We start from the raw sequence: 19,292 nt of genomic DNA on the forward strand, positions 1-19,292 counted from the left end.
GAGGAGCCGTTATGGCCGGGTTTGTTCAGATCATGGAATTCAAGACCTCCCGCATCGAGGAAATCGAAGCGCTGGGCCGTCCGTCAAGAACCGAGGGAAGCACTGCGCCCACGTTCCGCCGCATTGTGGCCACGGCGGACAGGGACCGCCCGGGGACCTATTTCACCATCGTCGACTTCGATTCCTTTGACTCGGCGATGGAAAATTCCGGGCGCCCGGAAACGTCGGAATTCGCGGCCAAGATGGCCGCACTGTGCGACGGACCCGTGATCTTCCACAATCTGGATGTCCTGTGGGAGGACACCGGAGAAAGTCCGGATAACAGCTAGGAGCAGGATATGGCTTCTGAACGTGCCGCTCCGGAGCCCGGTGCCGGAAGCCTCGTTGTTGACCTGGGCCAGCTGGGGTCGGCGTCGCTGGCCCTGGTGGGCGGCAAGGCCCTGAACCTTGGCAGGCTCGTCGCCGCGGATTTTCCGGTGCCCCAGGGTTTCTGCCTGACGACAACGGGCTACAGGATGGCCGCACCCGCTGAACTCGAGGCCATCGCCGCACGCCTGGACGGACTGACGGACGACGACCGGGACGGGCTCGCGCGGCGTGGCCGCGAGGTGATGGCGGCAGCGCCGGTACCGGCCGACGTCGAAGCCGCCGTCCGCAACGCCTACGCCGCCATGGGCAGCGGACCGGTCGCGGTGCGTTCATCAGCCACCGCCGAAGACCTGCCCTTTGCCAGCTTCGCAGGGCAGCAGGACTCTTTCATGGATGTGGTGGGGGCGGACGCCGTCGTCGAGGCTGTCCGCCGCTGCTGGGCGTCCTTGTGGACGGACCGCGCGGTGGCGTACCGCACGGCGAACGGGATCAGTCACCGTGAGGTGGGGCTCGCCGTCGTGGTTCAACGAATGGTCGACGCCGTTACGGCCGGTGTTCTGTTCACGGCCGATCCGGTGGCCGGCACACGGAACCGGACCGTTATCGATGCCAGCTCAGGTCCCGGGCAGGCGGTGGTGTCCGGCGCGGTGAATCCTGACCAATTTGTGGTGGATACGGCGTCTGGACGGATCCTGCTGCGGCCGCAGGGCCGGGCTCCGAGCCTGACCGAGGCACAGCTTCGCGAACTGACGTCCCTCGGTGATGCCGCCCAGCGGCTGTTCGGCGCACCGCAGGACGTGGAATGGGTGATCGACGGCGGGGGCAAGGCCTGGCTGACCCAGTCGAGGCCCATCACCACGCTGTACCCGCTGCCGGAGGACGACCCGCTGGGCGGGCAGGCCGGCACGGACGGCGGTGCGGGCGAAGACACCCGCGTTTACCTGTGCGGCACCCTGCTGCAGGGCCTCACACGCCCCATTACTCCGATGGGACTCTCGGTACTGAGCCTCATGAGGGGCAACAACAAAGGGCCGTGGAAAACCGCGAACCCGGGTTTGCGGATGTACGTGGAGCTGACACCAATCATCCGCAACAAGTCCGGCCGCCAGGGACTGCTGAGGCTGTTGCCGCTCGCGGACGGAAGGTCGGCTGCCGTTTTACCTTCGCTCCTGGACGATCCGCGGTTCAGCGTCGTCAAGCCGGCCCGACGCAGGCCAGGCCGGGGGAAGTCCAGCCGCGAAGGGTCCGGACGCGAGGAGGCACCTGCCCGGACGCAGTCCCGGGGCACCGAAGGCAGCCAGGGACTGGGCCTGTATTTGGGGCTCATTCCGGCCATGGTCCGCGCCCTGCTGTGGCCGGACCTGGAACTGCGGACGGCGCGGCGACACCAGGACAGACTCGCAGCGCAGCTGGCCCTCCCCCTGCCGGCGACGGCGGCCAGGCGGCTCCAGCACGCCGAGGACATCCTGGTCACCACGGTCAACGGGTTGATCCGGGCAACGCTGCCGGCACCGTCCGTGGGGTATCTGATGCTGGCGGCGGCCCGAAGGTTGCTGCGCGGGATTGCCAAGCCGCGCGAACTTGAGGCTGTCCTTCGGGGGCTCCCCCACAACGTGACCACCATTATGGACCTTGAACTGTGGCACCTGGCTGTATCCCTGGGCAGGGATCCGGAGGCACGCCGGGCGTTCACGGAACTAAAGCCCGGGGAGCTGGCCGCCCTCTACAAGGCGGGCAAGCTGCCAGCCGGCGCCCAGGCCGGGCTGCGGAAGTTCCTGTCCAAGTACGGCCACCGGGCCGTGGCGGAGATCGACCTGGGGATGCCGCGGTGGTCCGAGGAACCGGACCACCTGCTGGGAATGATCTCGAACTATCTACGGGTGGAAGATCCCGAGCAGGCGCCGGACCGGCAGTTCGCCCGGGCCGCCGACCATGCGGAGGCCCGGATCAGCGAGCTGGTGGCGCGTGCCGGGACCAAAAGCCGGCTGCGGGCGCGCCTGGTGGCGCTGTGCCTGCGCCGGGCACGCCAGCTGTCCGGCCTGCGGGAACTGCCCAAGTTTTACATCGTGATGGTGCTCGCGGAGATGCACCGGCAGCTCACTGCGGTCGGCACCGAACTGGCGGCGGCCGGAACCGTGGAGGCCGCAGGTGACGTGTTCTTCCTGGACTTCGATGAACTGCGTGTGGGCCTTCGCGGTGCGGATCTGAAAGGCATCGTCGCCCGCCGCCGCCGGCTGTACGACGTCGAACTCCGGCGGCGGCGCATACCGCGCCTTCTGCTCTCGGACGGCACCGACGTCGAGGCCGCCATGATGGCTGCGGCCGCCGCGCAGCCCCGCCCGGCTGCAGCGGACCGGCTGACGGGGACGCCGGCTTCTGCCGGAACCGCCACCGGGAGGGTCCGGGTGGTCATGGACCCGGTGGGCGCCCACCTGGAACCTGGGGAGATTCTGGTGGCCCCCTCCACGGATCCCGGCTGGACGCCACTCTTTATGACGGCTGGCGCCTTGGTGATGGAGATGGGCGGCGTCATTTCGCACGGGGCAGTGGTGGCCCGCGAATACGGCATCCCGGCCGTGGTGGGTGTTGCGGATGCCACCCTTCGGCTTCACGACGGGCAGACCGTCACCGTGGACGGGGCCGCCGGAACTGTCACGTGGTGATGGACGACGCAACGCTGAAGGACGCGGAGATCCGCGACTGGAACTGGGCTGTCCTTCCCCCGGGTGCCGTAAGCACGCGTTTTGCGGCGCCGAGCGGGAGCCTGGCGATGGTATCCATGGGCAAGCCGCAGAACCCGCGGGTGGTGCTGGTTCCCGGAGCCACGGGCTCCAAAGAGGACTTCGCCGTGATGATGCCGGAGCTGGCCGAGGCGGGGTTTTACGTGCTGAGTTACGATTTGGCGGGCCAGTACGAGTCTGCAGGCGCCGGGCCCGAGAACCTCGTCCCGGCCCGCCGCCATTACGACTACGAGCTCTTCGTGGACGACTTCATCGCGGTGATGGAGTCCGGTGACGTTCCTGCGCATGTGGTGGGTTACTCTTTTGCCGCGATCGTGGCTCAGATTGCGTTTTCGCGGCGCCCGGAGCTGTTCCGCAGCTTCACGCTCCTGAGCTGTCCGCCGCTGACCGGCCAGTGTTTCCGGGGAATCAGCAGAATCGGGCCATTCACCGGCTGGGCCAACGGCCGGGTGGGGGCCGCAATGATGATCTGGGGCATCCGCCGGAACGTCAACAAGGTGTCCCCCAACCGGCTGCGGTTTGTCCGGAACCGGTTCAGGTTCACGCGGCGCCAGTCCGTCCGCGACATCTACCAGCTGATGAAAAATGTCCCGGATCTCAGGCAGACCCTCGCGGCTGCCCAGGTCCCGAAATTCGTGGCCGTCGGCGAGCACGACCTCTGGCCTCTGGCCCTGCACCGCCAGTTCGCGCAGTCCATCGGCGCCCGCATTTCGGTCTATCGCGGCGGGCACAGCCCCTCCGAAACATCGCCGCACCAGTTCGGCCGGGACCTGCTCGCCATGTACGCCGCGGGCACCTGAACGGGACACATAGTGTCGCAAGGGCACTTATACCCTTGCAAGCAGGGCCTCCGCCCCGTACGTTGGGGACAGCGGGGGACGTTCTCCGCTCTGCGGGCCGCCGTGTTTGCAGAGAAAATCAGAGTCACATAAAGGAATGCAGCCATGGCAACAGGCACAGTTAAATGGTTCAACGCCGAAAAGGGTTTTGGCTTCATTGCCCCCGATGACGGATCAGCTGACGTTTTCGCCCACTATTCGGCGATCGCAAGCAGCGGTTACCGTTCACTGGATGAGAACCAGAAGGTCGAATTCGATGTGACGCAGGGTCCGAAGGGCCCTCAGGCAGAGAACATCCGCCCTCTCTAAAGGCTTAGGGTTACGGTTCCCGGCGCCTAGCCGGGCCACCCTGCACCAACAACAGCCCCTCCGAACCATCCGGTTCGAAGGGGCTGTTGCGTTGGCCATCCCGCAACTCACGGAGGGTCCACGGTTAGCGGACCGGTGCCGTCTTGTGCCTGGCCCGCTGCACTGCCCTGTACACCGTGGACCTGGCCACGGAAAAGAGCTCTGCGAGTTCGCCCGTGGTGTGCTCCCCGGCGTCGTGCAGTTTCACCAAATGGGCCTCCTGGGCCGGAGACAGCTTGGGCTTCTTCCCGCGCAGGCGGCCTTTGGCTTTCGCGATCTTCATGCCCTCGCGGGTGCGGGCACGAATCAGATCGCTCTCGAATTCAGCCACCATGGCCAAGACGTTGAACAGCAGTTTTCCCACCGGGTCGGTTGGATCGTGCACCGATCCGCCGATGCTGAGCTTCACATTCCGCTGGGCAAGCTCGTCGACGATTTCGTGGGCGTCACGAACCGATCTGGCCAGGCGGTCCAGCTTTGTGACCACGAACGTGTCCCCGTCCCGGCAGGCCGCCATCGCTTCACGGAGGCCCGGGCGGTTCCGGTCAGTGCCGGTCAGCCCGTGATCCACGTAGATCCGGTCCGGGGTGATCCCCAAGGCTGCCAATGAGTCGCGCTGCGCCGTGAGGTCCTGCTGTTCCGTTGACACCCGCGCGTAGCCGACCAGCAAAGCGGTCATGCGCAACAGTGTGCCATGGGACTTTTAGGTGGGCCAGATATGTCACCCTCACCGGGCATGCCATCGGACGGGTCTTACGGTGACGTCTCTCGGTGTAACTCTCTGCGCTATTCGGCGTGTATTTCGCGGCGATATTTGTCGCGGTCAGGTGCCGATGAGCAGGGTTTCACGCGCTGCTTCGACGACTTCCTTGGTGATGCTGTTGAGCTGGTTAATGTCGCGGATGCGCGTGATTTGGGTGAAGAGGCGCTGGATGAGCCGGAAGTTGCCGTTGGTGATGCGGGCAACGGCGGCGATGGCCTCGGCGTCCGTGAAGTCGTGGGGATCGATAGTCAGGCCGAGCTCCTGCCAGCGGTTTGCCAGGACGAAGGTGAGTTCCTCGGTGCTGAGGGTCCGGTAGTGGTGGGCGAAGCCGATGCGGCTGTAAAGCTGGGGGTAACGCGCGAGGCGTTTTTCGATGCCAGGCATCCCGATAAGGATGACGCCCATGGTGTGGCGGTCGTAGTAGTCCCGAACCTGCTCGAGTGCTGGAGGTTTAAGCCGGTCGGCCTCGTCGATGATGAGGAGTTCGGTCAGGCCAGACGCCCGGGAAATCGCGGTGTTCGAAGACGTCGATGTTGCCGTCGCGGGCGTATTCGATTGCCCAGGAGATCTTCTGGCAGGTCCGGGGTAGCTGCCGGTCGATCTCCCGTGGGCTGATGGTTACGGTAGGCGTCCAGAAGGCGGTTCTGGCGTCAAGCACGCGAGCAGGAATGGGCTCGGTATTGGTTTCGCCGGTCCGTTGCCATTGTTCCCATTCGGTCGCGCCGGCGTAGGCGCGTGCGGAGAGGGTTTTGCCGACGCCGGGCGGGCCGTAACAGACGCCGATATGGCGATTGGTGCGTACCGCAGTGGCGAATTCGGTGAAGCGCCGGTGCTCCTTAGTGATGAGAAGTGACGGTGTGTCGGGAGGGACCGGTGGCGGGGCGGCGGAAATTTCGCCGAGGTTGTTGGAGAGGAAGCGGCGTCCGTCGTCATTCTCGTTCTTGGCGGGCATGGCGCTCCGATCTTTGTGGTCAGTCTTCGGCGTAGGTGCGGAGCCGGTGCTGCTTGGGATCCGCGGGTTGTCCACCGGTTTGGGCAGGTTCGGCGGTTTCCGGCGGCGCGTAGCGGTCGTCGGCGGGGAGTGCGTCGGCGAGGCTGAGTTTGGTGCGCAGCTGCTTCTTCAGTTCGTTCCGGCGTGCTGATCTGGCCGCTTTGAGTTGCTTGAAGGTGACTGAACTGGCGGCGAGTTCCCGGGCGATGGCACGGCAGAGAAAGGTGTCCTGGTGCCAGATGCGGATCTCGGCCATGTCCCGGGGGTCATAGCGGATGGTGACGCTCTCGCCGACGTAGGCCGAAAGTGTGAGGTTCAGGTAGCGCAGGCCGTTGAAGTGTATGCCGTCTCGGTGGACGATGCGCTGGTGTGCGACGGTCAGGAGCAGGAGGTCAAGGTCTTCGGGCCGGGCGGGCATTCGGGGGACCCAGCCGCCGGCCGTCCAGCGTGTGGCGGGGACCTCTCCGGTTTCGGAGTGCGGGCTTTGGTTGTATTCGTCAATGATGAACCGTTCAAGGGCAGTGTCGAGCTGCTCCAAGGTCATTTTTGGTGGTGTCACCGGGGTCCCGTGGGTGCCGTGCGGGATGAAGCCTGGCAGATGCGGCAGGAGCCCGTCGGTGATGGTGCGGTAGAACCGCTCGATCTTCCCGCGGCCTTGAGGGACGCCGGGGAGCGAATGGATGAGGCGGATGTGGGTGTCAAGGCAGACCCGTTCGAGGTGGGTGCTGGTGAAATCGGCGCCGTGATCGCTGTAGAGGAGATCGGGCAGACCCATGACGGGCCAGGCCGGATGATTCTTGCGCTGCACGGCCTGGTGAAGGGCAAGGGCCGTCTGGAGCGCGGTCGGCGCGCCGGTGAAGACGGTGTAGCCGGCGATGGCGCGGGAGTAGTCATCTAGTACGACGGTCAGCCACGGGCGTGCGCAAGTGCCGGCAGCGTCGACGACCTCAATGTCCAACTCCGTGTGGTCGCACTGCCACTGCTCGTTCGCGCGGCTGGCGGTGCGCCGGTAGACCAGCTCGAACCGGTCGCGGTACGCTGCGTCGCCTTCGAGCGCGATGGTGCGCAGTCCGGGATCGATGGCGGAAACGACCGCCCGGACCGTCGAGTAGCCGGGGGCGGGAATGCCGCGGTCGAGCGCGACGGCGCCGATCCGCCGGTGGATGAACGCTATGGTCGGCGCCGGCCGGCGGAGCGCGAGACCTTCGATCGCGCCCACGATTTCGGGCGGGAGCGAATGGCTCCCGCGGTCCGAGCGTGGCTGGCGGCCCAGTGCCATAACCGAGCCGCCGGCTCGGAACCCTGCTGTCCACCGCTGCAGCGTGCGGAGGGGGATGCCGGCCTGGCTGGAGATCCTGGATAAGGGAACTCCGTCGTCGAGGTGCTGCCGGAGCAGCGCCGCGCGGTCTTCGGCCGACAGCCTATGCTTCATAGCCGGGAAGCCGCCTGTTGATGGCGGTAAAGCGTTGCGCGGCTCCAGCCGACGAGTCGAGCCGCGTCCTCAGCGGTGCGTCCCTTCGCGCGAGCGTCCCGGGCGATCGCGAGCTTGTCGGCGATGACCAGCGGATCAGACAAGGGCCTGCCGAAGCGGGTGCCGCCCTGGCGCGCCGCCGCGATGCCAGCGTTCACGCGTTCAACGATCAGCTCGCGCTCATACTCAGCCAGCGTCGCGAGCATGTTCAGCATGAGGCGGCCCGACGTTGTCGTGGGATCAATCCCGTCGGAGACGGACCTCAGGTACACGCCGCGTTCCCGCAGCAGGTTCACCGTGTTCAAAACATCAATCAAGGATCGCCCGAGCCTGTCCACCCGCCACACCACGACGGTATCGCCCGGCTCCACATATGCAAGGAGCCTCTTCATCCCGGGCCGCTCAATAGCGGCCTTGCTCCCGGAGGTGACGTCGGCGAACACGTCACGCTTCTGCACCCCGGCGTCGACCAGTGCATCGAGCTGCAATCTAGCGTCCTGGCCCGACGTACTCACGCGTGTATACCCGAGATGTCTCACCCGGCCATTGTGCCTCAGAAACCCCCGGCCGGCACACGCCTGAGACGATTCACGGTGAGACATCTTTCCGAGACGCGAGGTGGCCCGGCACGACGCCGGTTCCTTCGACCCTCCACGACACGACGTCCGTGTCTCGAAAAACTGTTGTTTTACAAGAAGGCGTTTTTTTGCCGCCGCTGCCGCTTATTCAGCCTTTGCGCCCTTCGTCTCTAAGGAAGTTGAACAGCTCGCTGAAGGGGCGGGGCTGCAAGGCTGACACGTCGTGCCGAACTATCCCCTTTGACTGCAGTTGAGCTGCCTGAAAGCCGCACCATTACAGTGGCGCATGTCGAAACGGGATTGTTGATATGCATCGTTCAGTCATGACCTCTTTCTTCGATAACGACCCTGAGTACACCGAAAGGCTCTCCATCTATGTCATGACTCTCACGTGACTCGATATCGGCCATCTTGTTTTCATCCATCCATGCTGGCTGCTCCGTGGCTATGAACAGTTCGGGATATTTTCCAAGAATATCTTCTGAGGAACGGGCGTAGATGAAGGCCCAAAGGCCTCCCATGCCGTAGTCGTAGCAAACCAGAAAACGCTGCTTGTCCATAAGGGTCATCTAAACTCAATAAAACCTAGATCAGAAACATCTATGGAACGTCAGCGACAGAGACGCCCCCGAGGCTACGTTCACGCTTGCGGACCCGGCACAAGCATGTCCCGACCCGTAGCCGCCATAAAGAACCCGGGCCCTGTCGATTACAGACTGGACCTTCGCGCTGTCGCTGAAATAGATCTGATACCAGTCCCCCGGCGCGGGGGAGGTAGCGCCGCCGTCCCCGTTGCTGTCTCCGCCGACGGAATCATCGCGGTGTGAGGTGAAAACGATCGGTGCAGCAGCAGTCCCACGCGCTGCCAGCTGCCCGTCGACATCTACGCCCAAGCCTGTCCGAAGAGTTGCCAATCTTCACGACGACGCCGGGCTCGATCGTCAACCGCACACCCGCCGCGACCTTCAACCTGTTCTGCACCCAGTACGGGGTCTCCGTAGTACTCGCCGAAAATCGGGCGGATATGGCTGAGGTAGGCTTCTGAGCTGAGAATTTGTGGGCTCGTTGGAGGTCGTTCTTGGCTACGCAAGTGTTCGCGGATGGGGAGCTGGATCGGCTTCGGGGGTTCCCGGAGATCGGCCGGGACGAGTTGTTCCGGTTCTTCACCCTGACCCCGGCGGATGTCGCGTTCGTCGATCCCGGCCGCGGGCGTGGACCGGCTGACCGGCTCGGTTTGGCGGTGGCACTGTGTACGTTGCCGTGGCTGGGGTTCGTGCCGGACAAGGTACCTTCGGCGCCGCTGGTGGCGGTGGCCCGGCTGGCTGACCAGCTCGGTGTCGACCCGGACGAGTTGCAGTCCTACGGGCGGCGGGCGAAGACCCGGACCGAGCATCTGCGGCTGGCGGCGAAGTATCTGGGCTGGCGGCCGCCAACGACGATGGAGCTCAAGGAACTGGATGAGTTCCTGCTGGCTCGGTCGTTGGAGCACGACTCGCCGACATTGCTGTTCCGGCTGGCATGCGAGTACCTGATCTCGGCGCGGGTGATCCGGCCAGGGCCGGTGAGCGTGGTCGAGCGGGTCGCACATGCTCGCGCCGAGGCGCAGCGGGAGACGTTCGACCGGTTGGCGCCCGAGTTTACCGACGCCCGGTGCGCCGCGTTGGACGAGCTGCTGGTGACCGACCCCGGGATCGGTATGACCCGGTTGCGGTGGCTGTCGACAGGCCCTGTCGAGGCGTCACCGGCTGCGGTGAAAGCCGAGGTCGCCAAGCTGGGGTTCCTGCGCGGTCTGGGCGCGGACACCCTGGACCTATCGGTGCTGCCCGCGGAGCGGCGTCGGTTCCTGGCCACGGTCGGGCGCCGGTTGACCGCGCAGGCGCTGGAACGGCGCGATCCGCAGCGCCGCTACCCGATCCTGCTCACGGTGCTGGCGCAGTCGGCGACCGATGTGCTCGATGAGGTCGTGCAGCTGTTTGACCAGGCCATTTCCGCGCGGGAGAGCAAGGCTGAACGGAAGATGCGCGACGCGCTTGCCGAGCGGGGCAGGGTCGGAGAGGACCGGCAGGCGCTGCTGGACGACCTGCTGGCCATCATCACCGACCCGGCCGTGGCCGACGAGCAGGTCGGCGGGCTGATCCGTGGTGACCGGGTCGGGTGGGCCCGCCTGCGATCCGCGGTGGCGAAGGCCGCCCCGAGATTGCCGCGCGATCACGGGCACCTCGCGGCTTTGGACGGCTCCTACGGGTATCTGCGCCAGTTCACCCCGCAGGTCCTCGCCGCGGTGACGTTCGCCGGCGGCACCGCCGCGGCCGGGCTGCTCGAGGCTGTGGAGATCCTGCGCGGACTCAACGCCACAGGAGCCCGCCGCGTCCCGGCCGACGCGCCGACCGGGTTCGTGCCCGCGCGGTGGCGCGGCTACCTGGAGACCGCAGCCACGTCCGGCAACACCAGCGCCTACCGGCACTACTGGGAGTTGTGCACGTTGCTGGCCCTGCGCGACGGACTGCGCACCGGGGACGTGTTCGTGCCGGGCTCGCGCCGCTACTCCGACCCGGCCGCCTACCTACTGACCCCGGACAAGTGGGCTAACCAGCGCGCGGAGTTCTGTCAGCTGGTGGGTAAGGCCGCGGACCCGGCCCGTGCGCTGGCCGCGGCGGAGGACGAGCTGGGCGAGGCGCTCGGCGAGCTGGAGGAGGTGCTGGCCGGCGGGGATGGGCCGGTCCGCCTGGACGAGGCCGGTGATCTGGTGATCTCGCCGTTGACCGCCGAGGACATCCCGGCCGAGGCGACGGCGTTGAAGGCGGAGCTGACCGAGATGCTGCCGTTCGCGCCGATCGTGTCGTTGCTGATCGAGCTGGACAAACGCACCGGCTACCTGGACTGCTTCACCCATGCTGGCGGCAAGCAGGTGCGCAGCCCGGAGCTGAAGCGGAACCTGATCGCGGTGCTGATCAGCCACTCCACCAACCTCGGCCTGACACGGATGGCCGACGCGTGCGGGATCTCTTACGACGTGCTGGCCTGGACTGCCGAGTGGTATGTGCGGGAGGAGACGCTGCGCGCGGCGAACCTGGCGCTCATCGACTACCACCAACGGCTGCCGCTGACTCCGGTGTTCGGCACCGGCACCCTGTCCTCGTCGGACGGCCAGCGCTTCCCGACCCGCGGCAAGTCCGTCACTGCCAGGGCTCTGAGCAGGTATTTCGCGAACGTAGGGCTCTCGACGTACACGCACGTGACCGACCAGCACACCACCTACGGCACGAAGGTCATCGTCGCTACGAAACGCGAGGCCCATTACGTCCTCGACGAAATCCTGGGGAACGCGACCGACATTCCCATCACCGAGCACGCGACGGACACGCATGGGGTGACGCTGGTCAACTTCGCCCTGTTCGACCTGCTCGGACTCCAACTCTCGCCCCGCATCCGGGACCTGGGCAAGATCACCCTCCACCGCATGGGATCCCGAGCTCAAGTCGAGGCCGACTATCCGAACACCGGGCCGCTGCTGACCCGCAAGCTGAACACCGACCTGATCGCCGAGCACTACGACGACCTGCTCCGGCTGGCCGGGTCGCTGAAGTTCGGGCACGCCACGGCCTCACTGCTGGTCGGCAAGCTGTCGGCGTCGGGGAGGCAGAACGCGCTGGCGGCGGCGCTGAAGGAATACGGCGCGCTGCGCCGCACCATCTACGCCGCCCGCTACCTCGCAGACCCGGCCTACCGGCGCAAGATCTCCCGCCAGCTGAACAAGGGCGAGTCGCTGCACGCGCTCAAACGGGACCTGCTCTACGCCCACGAGGGCGCCGTCCGGTCCCGGCACCTGGAGCAGCAGACCGAGCAGGCATGGTGCCTGACGCTGGTCACCAACGCCGTGGTGGCATGGACGACAGAGTATTACGGCTTGGCGGTGGATTCGATGCGGCAGGCGGGGCGGCGCATCGACGACGACGTCCTCGCGCACATCTCCCCGGCGCACAGCGAGAACATCAACTTCTTCGGCTCCATCGACGTCGACATCGAGGGCGAGCTGGCTCAGCTCGGCCCGACCGGCTACCGGCCCTTGCGTGTACGCGACACCCTCTTCTGAAACCAGGGGCCCGGCCAGGCGGCGCAGGGGCTGCTTAGCCGACGGCGTCGCGGCGGTCGGCGCCCGGCTGGTAGCGTGCGGTCGACAGGAACCTCCTTCATCACGCCCTCCCGCCAGATTCGGCGACAAAGACGCCAAGCGCTTTACTCGGTTGGTAAGTCCAAGGCTATGAGCTTGGCACCGGAAGACTTCCAGAGCGAAGCCGCGGCTTCGAAGTCGTCATGTGGATCGTTCTGTAAGACAACATGGAATGGAACCGCAGGCCGATCTAGGGAGTCGCCTTGTGCAACGGGCCGACTCAGTTCCTCCATTCCGTAACCCATTGCGCTGATGAAACTGGCCAACTCCTTTGGATTATCGTCAATCCGCACACGCCCATAGCCGTATATGAGCACAATGATTCCCGGCGTGGGCAGAAGCCAGTCCAGATCGCAAATACAGTCATCGAAAGCATCCCAGTTCTCACCGAAGTAGTAGGGGAACTGCAGATCGGCCGAAACTTCGTTGAAGAGTGCCTTTGTCGTGCGCATCTTGCGACCCCGAACCCCGCGGACGGTGATGCCGGAATTGGCCCATTTATCCTGCATAGCTGAGGTAACCGCCTCTGTCGCGCCAAGGACGCGAAAGCTAAGGTCCATTGGCACTTGCGTGAAGGGATTCGTTTCACTCATCGCATCTGAGATAAGGCAGACACAGGTTACTACACGTCGCCCTCACGAGACGCCAGAGCGAACTCGGCCGCTTCTCGGACGACCCAAGACCGATCAGCGACAAGGGCACGAAGTTCCTCGATACCCGTGCGTGGATTTCTGGCCACTCTGACGCGAACCGTGTCGTCATCGTCAAGCGCGAGCATCCGCAGGAGATCTCCGGTTGCCCTCCGCTTCCCCGCAACTTCCCATCGGACGGCCGGGTCAGCATCGCGGGCCAGGAGCGTAAGGATCCTGTCTGGGACTGTTTTGTTATGGGCGACCCAGCGCCTCATCTCGGGATGAGAGTGGATGATGTCCAGCCAGACCTCTTCACTGGCCTCGTCGTGGCTTGCGCGTGCCTGGTCTGCCGGGTCGTCGCTGGTGCGGAGTTGGACGAACTCTGCTGCTGTCTGGATCAATGGAGGTCCTTCCAGGGGATGAAAGTGCCGATGTCGCTCTTGTGCTTGCCGACGATGAAGTCCCCGTACTGGTTGGCGTCAGCGCGCCAGATCAATCCTCGCGATGACTCTTCGTAGACCTTCCAGACGCTGCCGCCATGCCCGGCAGTGTCCCTTGACCACCAAAGGCCATCCGACTTGCTCTTCGAGAGAGTTCCATACGGCCCGCGCTTGGTGGCGGTCGTTCCCTCCTGCGTGATCTCCCAAAATCCGCGCACCTTGCATGTGTTGTGGACGAGGATCTCGTCGTGGCCGACGTGGTAGGTGTGGATGCCCTCCACTTCCAGGTTGTACGCGATCGCCTGCCGAGCGGTCCCGAGCTCGAGCCTCGAGACCTTGATGGTGCGCCCATCTGCACCGAGGACCTCCTCTCCTGACTCGAGTTGGTCGGCGCGTTCGAAACTCTGGTCGGTGACGGACCAGAAGGGATGATCCTCGGTGGTGGTAATAACCTGGTCGTCGACGACTAAGTCGAGGACAGTGTCATCATGAACGAATACGTGCTCGACACGTTTGCTGACCTGCTCTCCCGTCTCAGGGTCGGTAGCGATGACTTTGTCACCGACCTTGACGTCCTCGATCGGTTTACGCGAGCCGTCCGCCATGAGCACCACCGTTGCTCCGGAGAAGGAGCAGGCTTTCGCCATTGTGTTTGCGGTTCTTGACGCCCCGGAGAGGGCCTTTGCTCCAGCCGCGGCGCCTTTGATGAGTCTGCCGCCGGGGACGATGGCTGCGGTTGAGAGGAGTGCTTCTGCGACAGCATCGCCGCAGGAGCCTTTGCTGCTGTTGCAGGTGTTGTAGGCCTGGATGGCTTTGGTGCCGGCGTGGACTGCTCCCGCAGCTATAGAAATGCCGCCCAGGACGGCTGCTACCGGGGCGCCGACGCCGGTTGCCAGTGCGACGATCGCGAGGACGCCGGCGACGTCGGAGACGATGCCGCTGATGTCCTGGACTCCGCCGAGGGCTTCGTCCCAGGAGAACAGTCCGGTGATGTCGATGTACCGGAGCGGGTTCGCGGAGCCGTAGGTGTAGGTTCCGGAGATGCTGGTGGACGCGGCCGGATCAGGCGTGAGGAACATGCCCGCGACCGGGTCATACTGGCGGGCCCTGAGGTGGGCCAGTCCGGTGGGGTCCTGGTACTGGCCCAGCCAGCCCAGGGGCGGGGCGTTCGGATTGTTGGGCCCGGTGGCTCGTGGCCGACCGTAGGGTTCCCATGCCCCGGCTGATGTGACTGCTCCGGTCGCGTCGGTGACGGTCCGGACGGAGCCAAGACGATCGGTGTGGAAGTACGCGGCCGCCCCCGCTGGGTCGTGGGCGGTGAGGGGCTGCTCGCCGTGAGTGTAGTGCCGGAGAAGGGCGCCGCTGGTGTCCAGTTCGTTGGCGAGCCGGTAGAACGGGTCCCACTCGAAGCTGGTCTTCGCGGTGCCGAGGGTTGCGCTGAGGCGGCGACCGTCGCCGTCGTATTTGTAGGTGGTGGTGCCGGCCGGTGTGGTGGTCGTGGCGGTGCGGCCGCCCTTGGTGTAAGTGAAGGTTTTGTTGCCTGCGGTGAGGGCCTGGCCGCGGTAGTCGTAGGTGTAGTCGGTGGTCCCTGCAGCAGGGTCGAGTGTTTGGGTGCGCTGTCCTTTGGTGTTGTAGGCGTGGGTGGTGGTTTGGCCGTTGCGGATTTCGGTGAGGATGTTGTCCGCGTGGTCGTAGGTCCATTCCAGGACTTCGGTGCTGCTGGCGCAGGCGGCGGTGTAGCAGGCTTTGGTGAGCCGGTCGAGGGTGTCGTAAGTAAAGGTGTCGGCGGTGCCGTCCGGACGGGTGATGGTGACGGGGTTGCCTGCGGCGTCGTAGGCGTAAGTCTCATCGAGCAGGGTCGCGGCGGTCGTGGCGTCGGTGATCCTGGTGAGTTGGCCGAGGTTGTTGTACGCCCGGGTGGCTGTTGAGCCGTCGGCGCGGGTGACGGTGAGGGTGTTTCCGTCCGGGTCGTGGGTGTAGGTCGCGACGACGGCGGCGCCGTTCTTGACTTCGGTGACCCGTCCGTCGGCGTCGTAGGTGTAGCCGGTGACCGCCCCGCCAGGGCTGGTGAGGCCGGTTAGCCGAGAGGCGGCGTCGTAGGCGAGGGTGAAGGTGCGGCCGCCGCGGGTGACGGCCGTGAGCCGGTCGAGGGAGTCGTAGGCGTAGGTGGTGGTGCCGTTGGGGTCGACCATGGAGGCGCGGTTGCCGTTGTTGTCGTAGGTGTAGGTGACGTCACTGTCCGTGCCGGGCAGATCAGCCCGGGTCAGACGGCCCGCGGGGTCGTACGTGTATGAGGTGATGGCGTTTTGCGGGTCTTTGACGCTCGCGATCTGGTTCCGCTTCGTGTAGGTGAGCGTGTAGGTTCCCAGCGGGTTGGTGACTGTGGTGGCGCGGTTGGCCGCGTCGTACTGGAAGGTTGTTGTCCGGCCCATGGAATCGGTCACGGCGGTGATGTTGCCGTTGGCGTCATAGGCCGTCGTGGTCGCCGGGACATTCGGATCGGGTCCTTGCACGGCGGTGACGTGGCCGGCGGCGTCGTACTGGTAGGCGGTGGAGCGGCCGGCGGTGTCGGTGGCTTTGGTGACCTGGCCGTCCGCGTTGTATTCGACGGTTTCGTACTGCCCGGCCGGGTTGGTGGCTTTCACCATCCGGCCGAGCGCGTCGTACTCGTACCGCCAGGTGAACTGGTTCGGGTCCGCCCCGAGGGCGTTGCCCCGTGGGGAGACCATGCTGGTGACCCGCCCGGTGGTGTCGTAGGCCATGGAGGTCACGAAACCCAGCGGGGAGGTGGCCTTGGTGGGGTCCCCGTCCGGGCTGTATTCGAAGGTGCCGGTGTTGCCGTTCGGGTCGGTCGCGGAGGTGACGTTGCCCATCCCGTCATAGGCGAGGGAGCTGGTCAGGGTTCCGCCGGCGGGGTTGGGACGGGACAGTTGGGTGAGGTTGTTCGCCGCGTCGTAGCCGCGGGTGCTGCTGTAGCCGCGGGCGTTAGTCGTGGTGGTGGGCAGGTGCTGGGCGTTGTACTCGGTCCGGACCATCCGTGTGGTGCCCTGGAAGGACTTCACGTCCCCGCCCGGGGTGTAGTCCAAGGCGTTCCGGATCCCGTCCGGCCCATGCGTGGCGATCAGCCGCAACTGGGTATCGTACTCATAATCCGTTGTGCTGCCGACCGGGTCGACACGGCGCTGCAGCACATTACCGGCGTAGATGTCCTTCCAGACCCCACCGCGCGGGTCCGTCATGGTCGCTGTCGAGGTCGCGGCGTCCCAGGCGAAGGCGCTGCGGTTTCCCAGCCCGTCCCACTGCTCGGACACCCGCCCGGTGAGGATGTCGTACGCGGTCCGGACGATCGTCCGGCCAGAAGGTGCCTTGATCTCCGCCAGCCGCTGCCCCACGTCATAGGTGTAGGTGGTTGTGCCGGAGAGGGCGTTGGTGGCGCCGGTCAGCAGCCCGCCGGTGTAGCTGTAGGTGACGGACTGCCCGGCTGAGGTCTGGGCGCCGGTGATCCTTCCCGTGGCGGTGTCCCAGGTGAAGGAGATCGACCGGTTCCCGTCGGTGACCTGGGTCAAACGGCCGCCGCCGTCGTACGTGTATGTCGGGCCGCGGCCCGAACCGTCAGTAAGTCCTGTCAGCCGCCCCGCGGTGTCGAAGGCATGAACGAGTCCTGAGCGGGTGGTGACCGTGAAGGTCCCGTCAGGGTTGCGGACCAGGCCTGAGGTGGCACCGGACGGCGCCGTGAAGCTGCCGTCCAGGTTCTGGGTGAATTTGATCCGCTGGCCGGTGCCCGCTTTGAGCACAGCCTCGGTCCCCAGCACGGTCAGACGTATGTCATAACCCAGGCTCCAGCCCCGCCCGAACGGCCCTTCAGTAGCGTCGGCGGAGGTATAGAAGCGGTTCACCGACAGGCTCCCCGTTTTCGAGGCCAGGCCAAGATCGGACTCCGAATGCACCAGCGCGCCGATCGCGGTATTCACCGGATCCGCCTGCGACCCAACCGGAGCGGCACCGAACTCCGAACCCCCATCCGGACCATAAACCTGGCCTTCATCCACAGAACCGGCATACGTGCCCACGCCATTCACGCCCGCTGACGGCATCGGCGGAGCTTCCGTCAGCGCCGGAATGACCTTCGTGAAATAACCCGTGATGGTCTGCTTGCCCTGCTGGTAGCAGGCGCTGCCCGGGATCGACTCGTAAGTTACCGCGGGGATATATGTGGTGTTGTAGTCGTAGCAGCCGGTCGGCTGGTCTTCCAGGACCCGCCCCCACCAGTTACCGGACAGGTCCTCCGGAACGGAACCGATTGTCGATACTCCGGCCGGTAACGCGTTGCCCTGCAAATCAAGTTGTTCGCGCGTGGGGGCCCCACTTGATACCGAGGTCTGAACGGGTCTTGCTGCATGGTTGTCATAGAACTTGATGCCATTCGGGTTGTAGAACCGCGCTGCGTTCGTCTCGATTGACGGCTCGAACACGTTGCCCGTGAAGGCTCCGGTATAGGCAACTGCGCCGCAGCCGCTGTCGTAGAAGCGGTTATTTGCAACCCGTACATCACCGGCTCCAGATTGAACGCTAACCCCCGCATATTGGCTTTCCCTAAGATCGCTGTTTGTCAGCGAAAGTGATGCCCCACCAGCTACGCTGACACTCGCATACGTTGAACAAGCATGCCCAGATCCATACCCGCCATAAAGTATCTGGGCCCTGTCGATAACGGATTGCGTTGCGGCACTGTTCGTGAACCTGATGTGATACCAGTCGCCCCGCGCCGGCGCCGTGGCGGCCCCGTCACCATTGGTATCCCCTGCAACCGAATCGTCCTTGGCGGAAGTAATCACGACCGGTGCAACAGCGGTACCACGGGCGATCAATTGGCCATCTACCTGAAGCGTGGCGGACTGGTTACTTGAATTGCCAAGTTTCACGACAACACCAGGTTCCATCGTCAACCTCACGCCTTTTGCGACCTTCAGCGTCCCTTGGATCCAGTACGGAGACCCCGCGGTCGTCCACACCGTGTCCGCCGTCAGCGTCTGGGACGTGATGACTGTCGGCGCAGCCTGGGCCTCCGGCAACGGACCGGCAATACCGACAAGGCCCCCCGGGCCGATGACAAAGGCCAGCAAAACGCACAGCCAGAGCTTGAACCCGGAAATGGGACGGGCTTCCCCAGTCATCACAATCCCCCACCCAGGACGCCGACATCATTGCAGACACCCCTGACGAGGAAGGGGGAAAGACCCTCATACAGGGGCAGAGACCGGACCAAAGAAGCCCCTGGAAACGAATGGAAGAAGGCAGGCTGGCGCCGGCAGCGGACAGTATTCATTCCCATTGAACTTTCTACGAAATAGATCGCTGGGCGACCCAATATCGCGAAAGCCCGGTCCCCCAAAGAGTGATAGGCATGAGAGTAGGAGAGGCTGGCCGGAGTAATCAAGGATCCTTGCTAAACCCTTGGGAAAAACTGCGAGTCGGAACAACTTGACTGCTGGCCTGCCACGACTCGCCCTTGGTTCCAGCGGCTCCCATATGAGACCTCGATAGGGCGCCAGACAGCAATACAAAAACCGTGCCAGATAACTCTGAAGCTCTCAGGTCATACCCGCGAACCCGGAACGCTCTCGGCTCCCGGGCTTGTCTCACAAACGCTCGATTTTGAGAGAGCGATCGACAATGAGGCTCGGCTGACCGGCGAAGGTCGGATTTGTTCTCAGAACCCATTCTCACTCAAGAAGGCGTGGGGCAGCTTCTAAGAAATGTTTGTGAGAAGATTTTGGGATGAGGAGCGAGACCGAAGCCACCGCCTCATCCGACGCCGATGAGGTCGAACGGCATCCGTGCCCCCGCTGCGAAGTTCAGCCCGGCTCGCCGTGCCGGTCCCGTTCCGGTGCGGTAGCCTCGACCTACCACACCGGCCGGTTCACCAAAGTCCCTCGCCTGGCGAAGGAG

At 64.9% G+C, this 19,292-nt stretch carries 14 protein-coding genes and 1 pseudogene; 5 read left to right on the top strand and 10 right to left on the bottom strand.

The window, feature by feature from the left end:
* The first annotated feature begins 11 nt into the window (after window positions 1-11).
* The 4 genes from RW112_RS06945 (at window position 12) to RW112_RS06960 (ending at window position 4,258) form a co-directional block, all read left to right on the top strand.
* Window positions 12-329: a hypothetical protein gene (locus RW112_RS06945; RefSeq protein ID WP_305943370.1), complete on the top strand. Its 318-nt coding sequence runs from the start codon at window positions 12-14 to the stop codon at window positions 327-329.
* 9 nt (window positions 330-338) lie between these two features.
* Entirely contained in the window at window positions 339-3,032 is a 2,694-nt protein-coding gene (locus RW112_RS06950; protein WP_317781053.1) for a PEP/pyruvate-binding domain-containing protein, read from the top strand.
* The gene (locus tag RW112_RS06955) at window positions 3,032-3,910 is read left to right on the top strand and encodes an alpha/beta hydrolase (protein ID WP_317781575.1); all 879 of its coding nucleotides are present in this window, start codon (window positions 3,032-3,034) and stop codon (window positions 3,908-3,910) included. Before RW112_RS06950 ends, RW112_RS06955 begins: the two co-directional genes overlap by 1 nt.
* A gap of 144 nt (window positions 3,911-4,054) precedes the next feature.
* Window positions 4,055-4,258: a cold-shock protein gene (locus tag RW112_RS06960; protein WP_013599688.1), complete on the top strand. Its 204-nt coding sequence runs from the start codon at window positions 4,055-4,057 to the stop codon at window positions 4,256-4,258.
* 124 nt (window positions 4,259-4,382) lie between these two features.
* Here the strand turns inward: RW112_RS06960 and RW112_RS06965 are convergent, their stop codons facing one another.
* From RW112_RS06965 to RW112_RS06985, 7 genes and pseudogenes are all read right to left on the bottom strand, one after another.
* Entirely contained in the window at window positions 4,383-4,976 is a 594-nt protein-coding gene (locus RW112_RS06965; protein ID WP_317781055.1) for a recombinase family protein, read from the bottom strand.
* A 144-nt stretch (window positions 4,977-5,120) separates the two neighbouring features.
* Complete coding sequence (locus tag RW112_RS20850; RefSeq protein ID WP_411709870.1) at window positions 5,121-5,444, bottom strand: ATP-binding protein; 324 nt, start codon at window positions 5,442-5,444, stop codon at window positions 5,121-5,123.
* Between the two features lie 36 nt (window positions 5,445-5,480).
* Window positions 5,481-5,537 (bottom strand): annotated as a pseudogene (locus tag RW112_RS20855) (hypothetical protein); the annotation flags it as partial.
* A complete protein-coding gene (locus RW112_RS20860) occupies window positions 5,512-6,012 on the bottom strand; it encodes a hypothetical protein (protein ID WP_411709871.1) in 501 nt (166 codons plus the stop codon). The gene RW112_RS20860 and the pseudogene RW112_RS20855, both read right to left, overlap by 26 nt.
* 19 nt (window positions 6,013-6,031) lie before the next feature.
* Window positions 6,032-7,483, bottom strand: a complete 1,452-nt coding sequence (locus RW112_RS06975; RefSeq protein ID WP_317781056.1) for a Mu transposase C-terminal domain-containing protein — start codon at window positions 7,481-7,483, stop codon at window positions 6,032-6,034.
* Window positions 7,480-8,061, bottom strand: a complete 582-nt coding sequence (locus RW112_RS06980) for a recombinase family protein (protein WP_317781057.1) — start codon at window positions 8,059-8,061, stop codon at window positions 7,480-7,482. Before RW112_RS06980 ends, RW112_RS06975 begins: the two co-directional genes overlap by 4 nt.
* Before the next feature lie 356 nt (window positions 8,062-8,417).
* Complete coding sequence (locus RW112_RS06985; protein ID WP_317781058.1) at window positions 8,418-8,669, bottom strand: hypothetical protein; 252 nt, start codon at window positions 8,667-8,669, stop codon at window positions 8,418-8,420.
* A gap of 509 nt (window positions 8,670-9,178) precedes the next feature.
* On the opposite strand from RW112_RS06985, the gene RW112_RS06990 reads away from it, so the two are divergent.
* Entirely contained in the window at window positions 9,179-12,193 is a 3,015-nt protein-coding gene (locus tag RW112_RS06990) for a Tn3 family transposase (RefSeq protein ID WP_317781059.1), read from the top strand.
* Window positions 12,194-12,336: 143 nt separating this feature from the next.
* Here RW112_RS06990 and RW112_RS06995 read toward each other — a convergent pair whose 3' ends face one another.
* Genes RW112_RS06995 through RW112_RS07005 form a run of 3 tightly spaced genes read right to left on the bottom strand, consistent with a single transcriptional unit; the run spans window position 12,337 to window position 17,680 of the window.
* Window positions 12,337-12,864: a barstar family protein gene (locus tag RW112_RS06995; protein ID WP_317781060.1), complete on the bottom strand. Its 528-nt coding sequence runs from the start codon at window positions 12,862-12,864 to the stop codon at window positions 12,337-12,339.
* A 29-nt stretch (window positions 12,865-12,893) separates the two neighbouring features.
* Window positions 12,894-13,304 carry a hypothetical protein gene (locus RW112_RS07000; protein WP_317781061.1) on the bottom strand — a complete coding sequence of 137 codons (411 nt, stop codon included), beginning with the start codon at window positions 13,302-13,304 and terminating at the stop codon, window positions 12,894-12,896.
* Window positions 13,301-17,680, bottom strand: coding sequence for a polymorphic toxin-type HINT domain-containing protein (locus RW112_RS07005; RefSeq protein ID WP_317781062.1), 4,380 nt, complete (start codon window positions 17,678-17,680; stop codon window positions 13,301-13,303). Before RW112_RS07005 ends, RW112_RS07000 begins: the two co-directional genes overlap by 4 nt.
* Window positions 17,681-19,292: the final 1,612 nt, after the last annotated feature.

Origin of the sequence: Arthrobacter sp. B10-11 (genome assembly GCF_033142195.1) — a bacterium.
Classification (GTDB): domain Bacteria; phylum Actinomycetota; class Actinomycetes; order Actinomycetales; family Micrococcaceae; genus Arthrobacter; species Arthrobacter oryzae_C.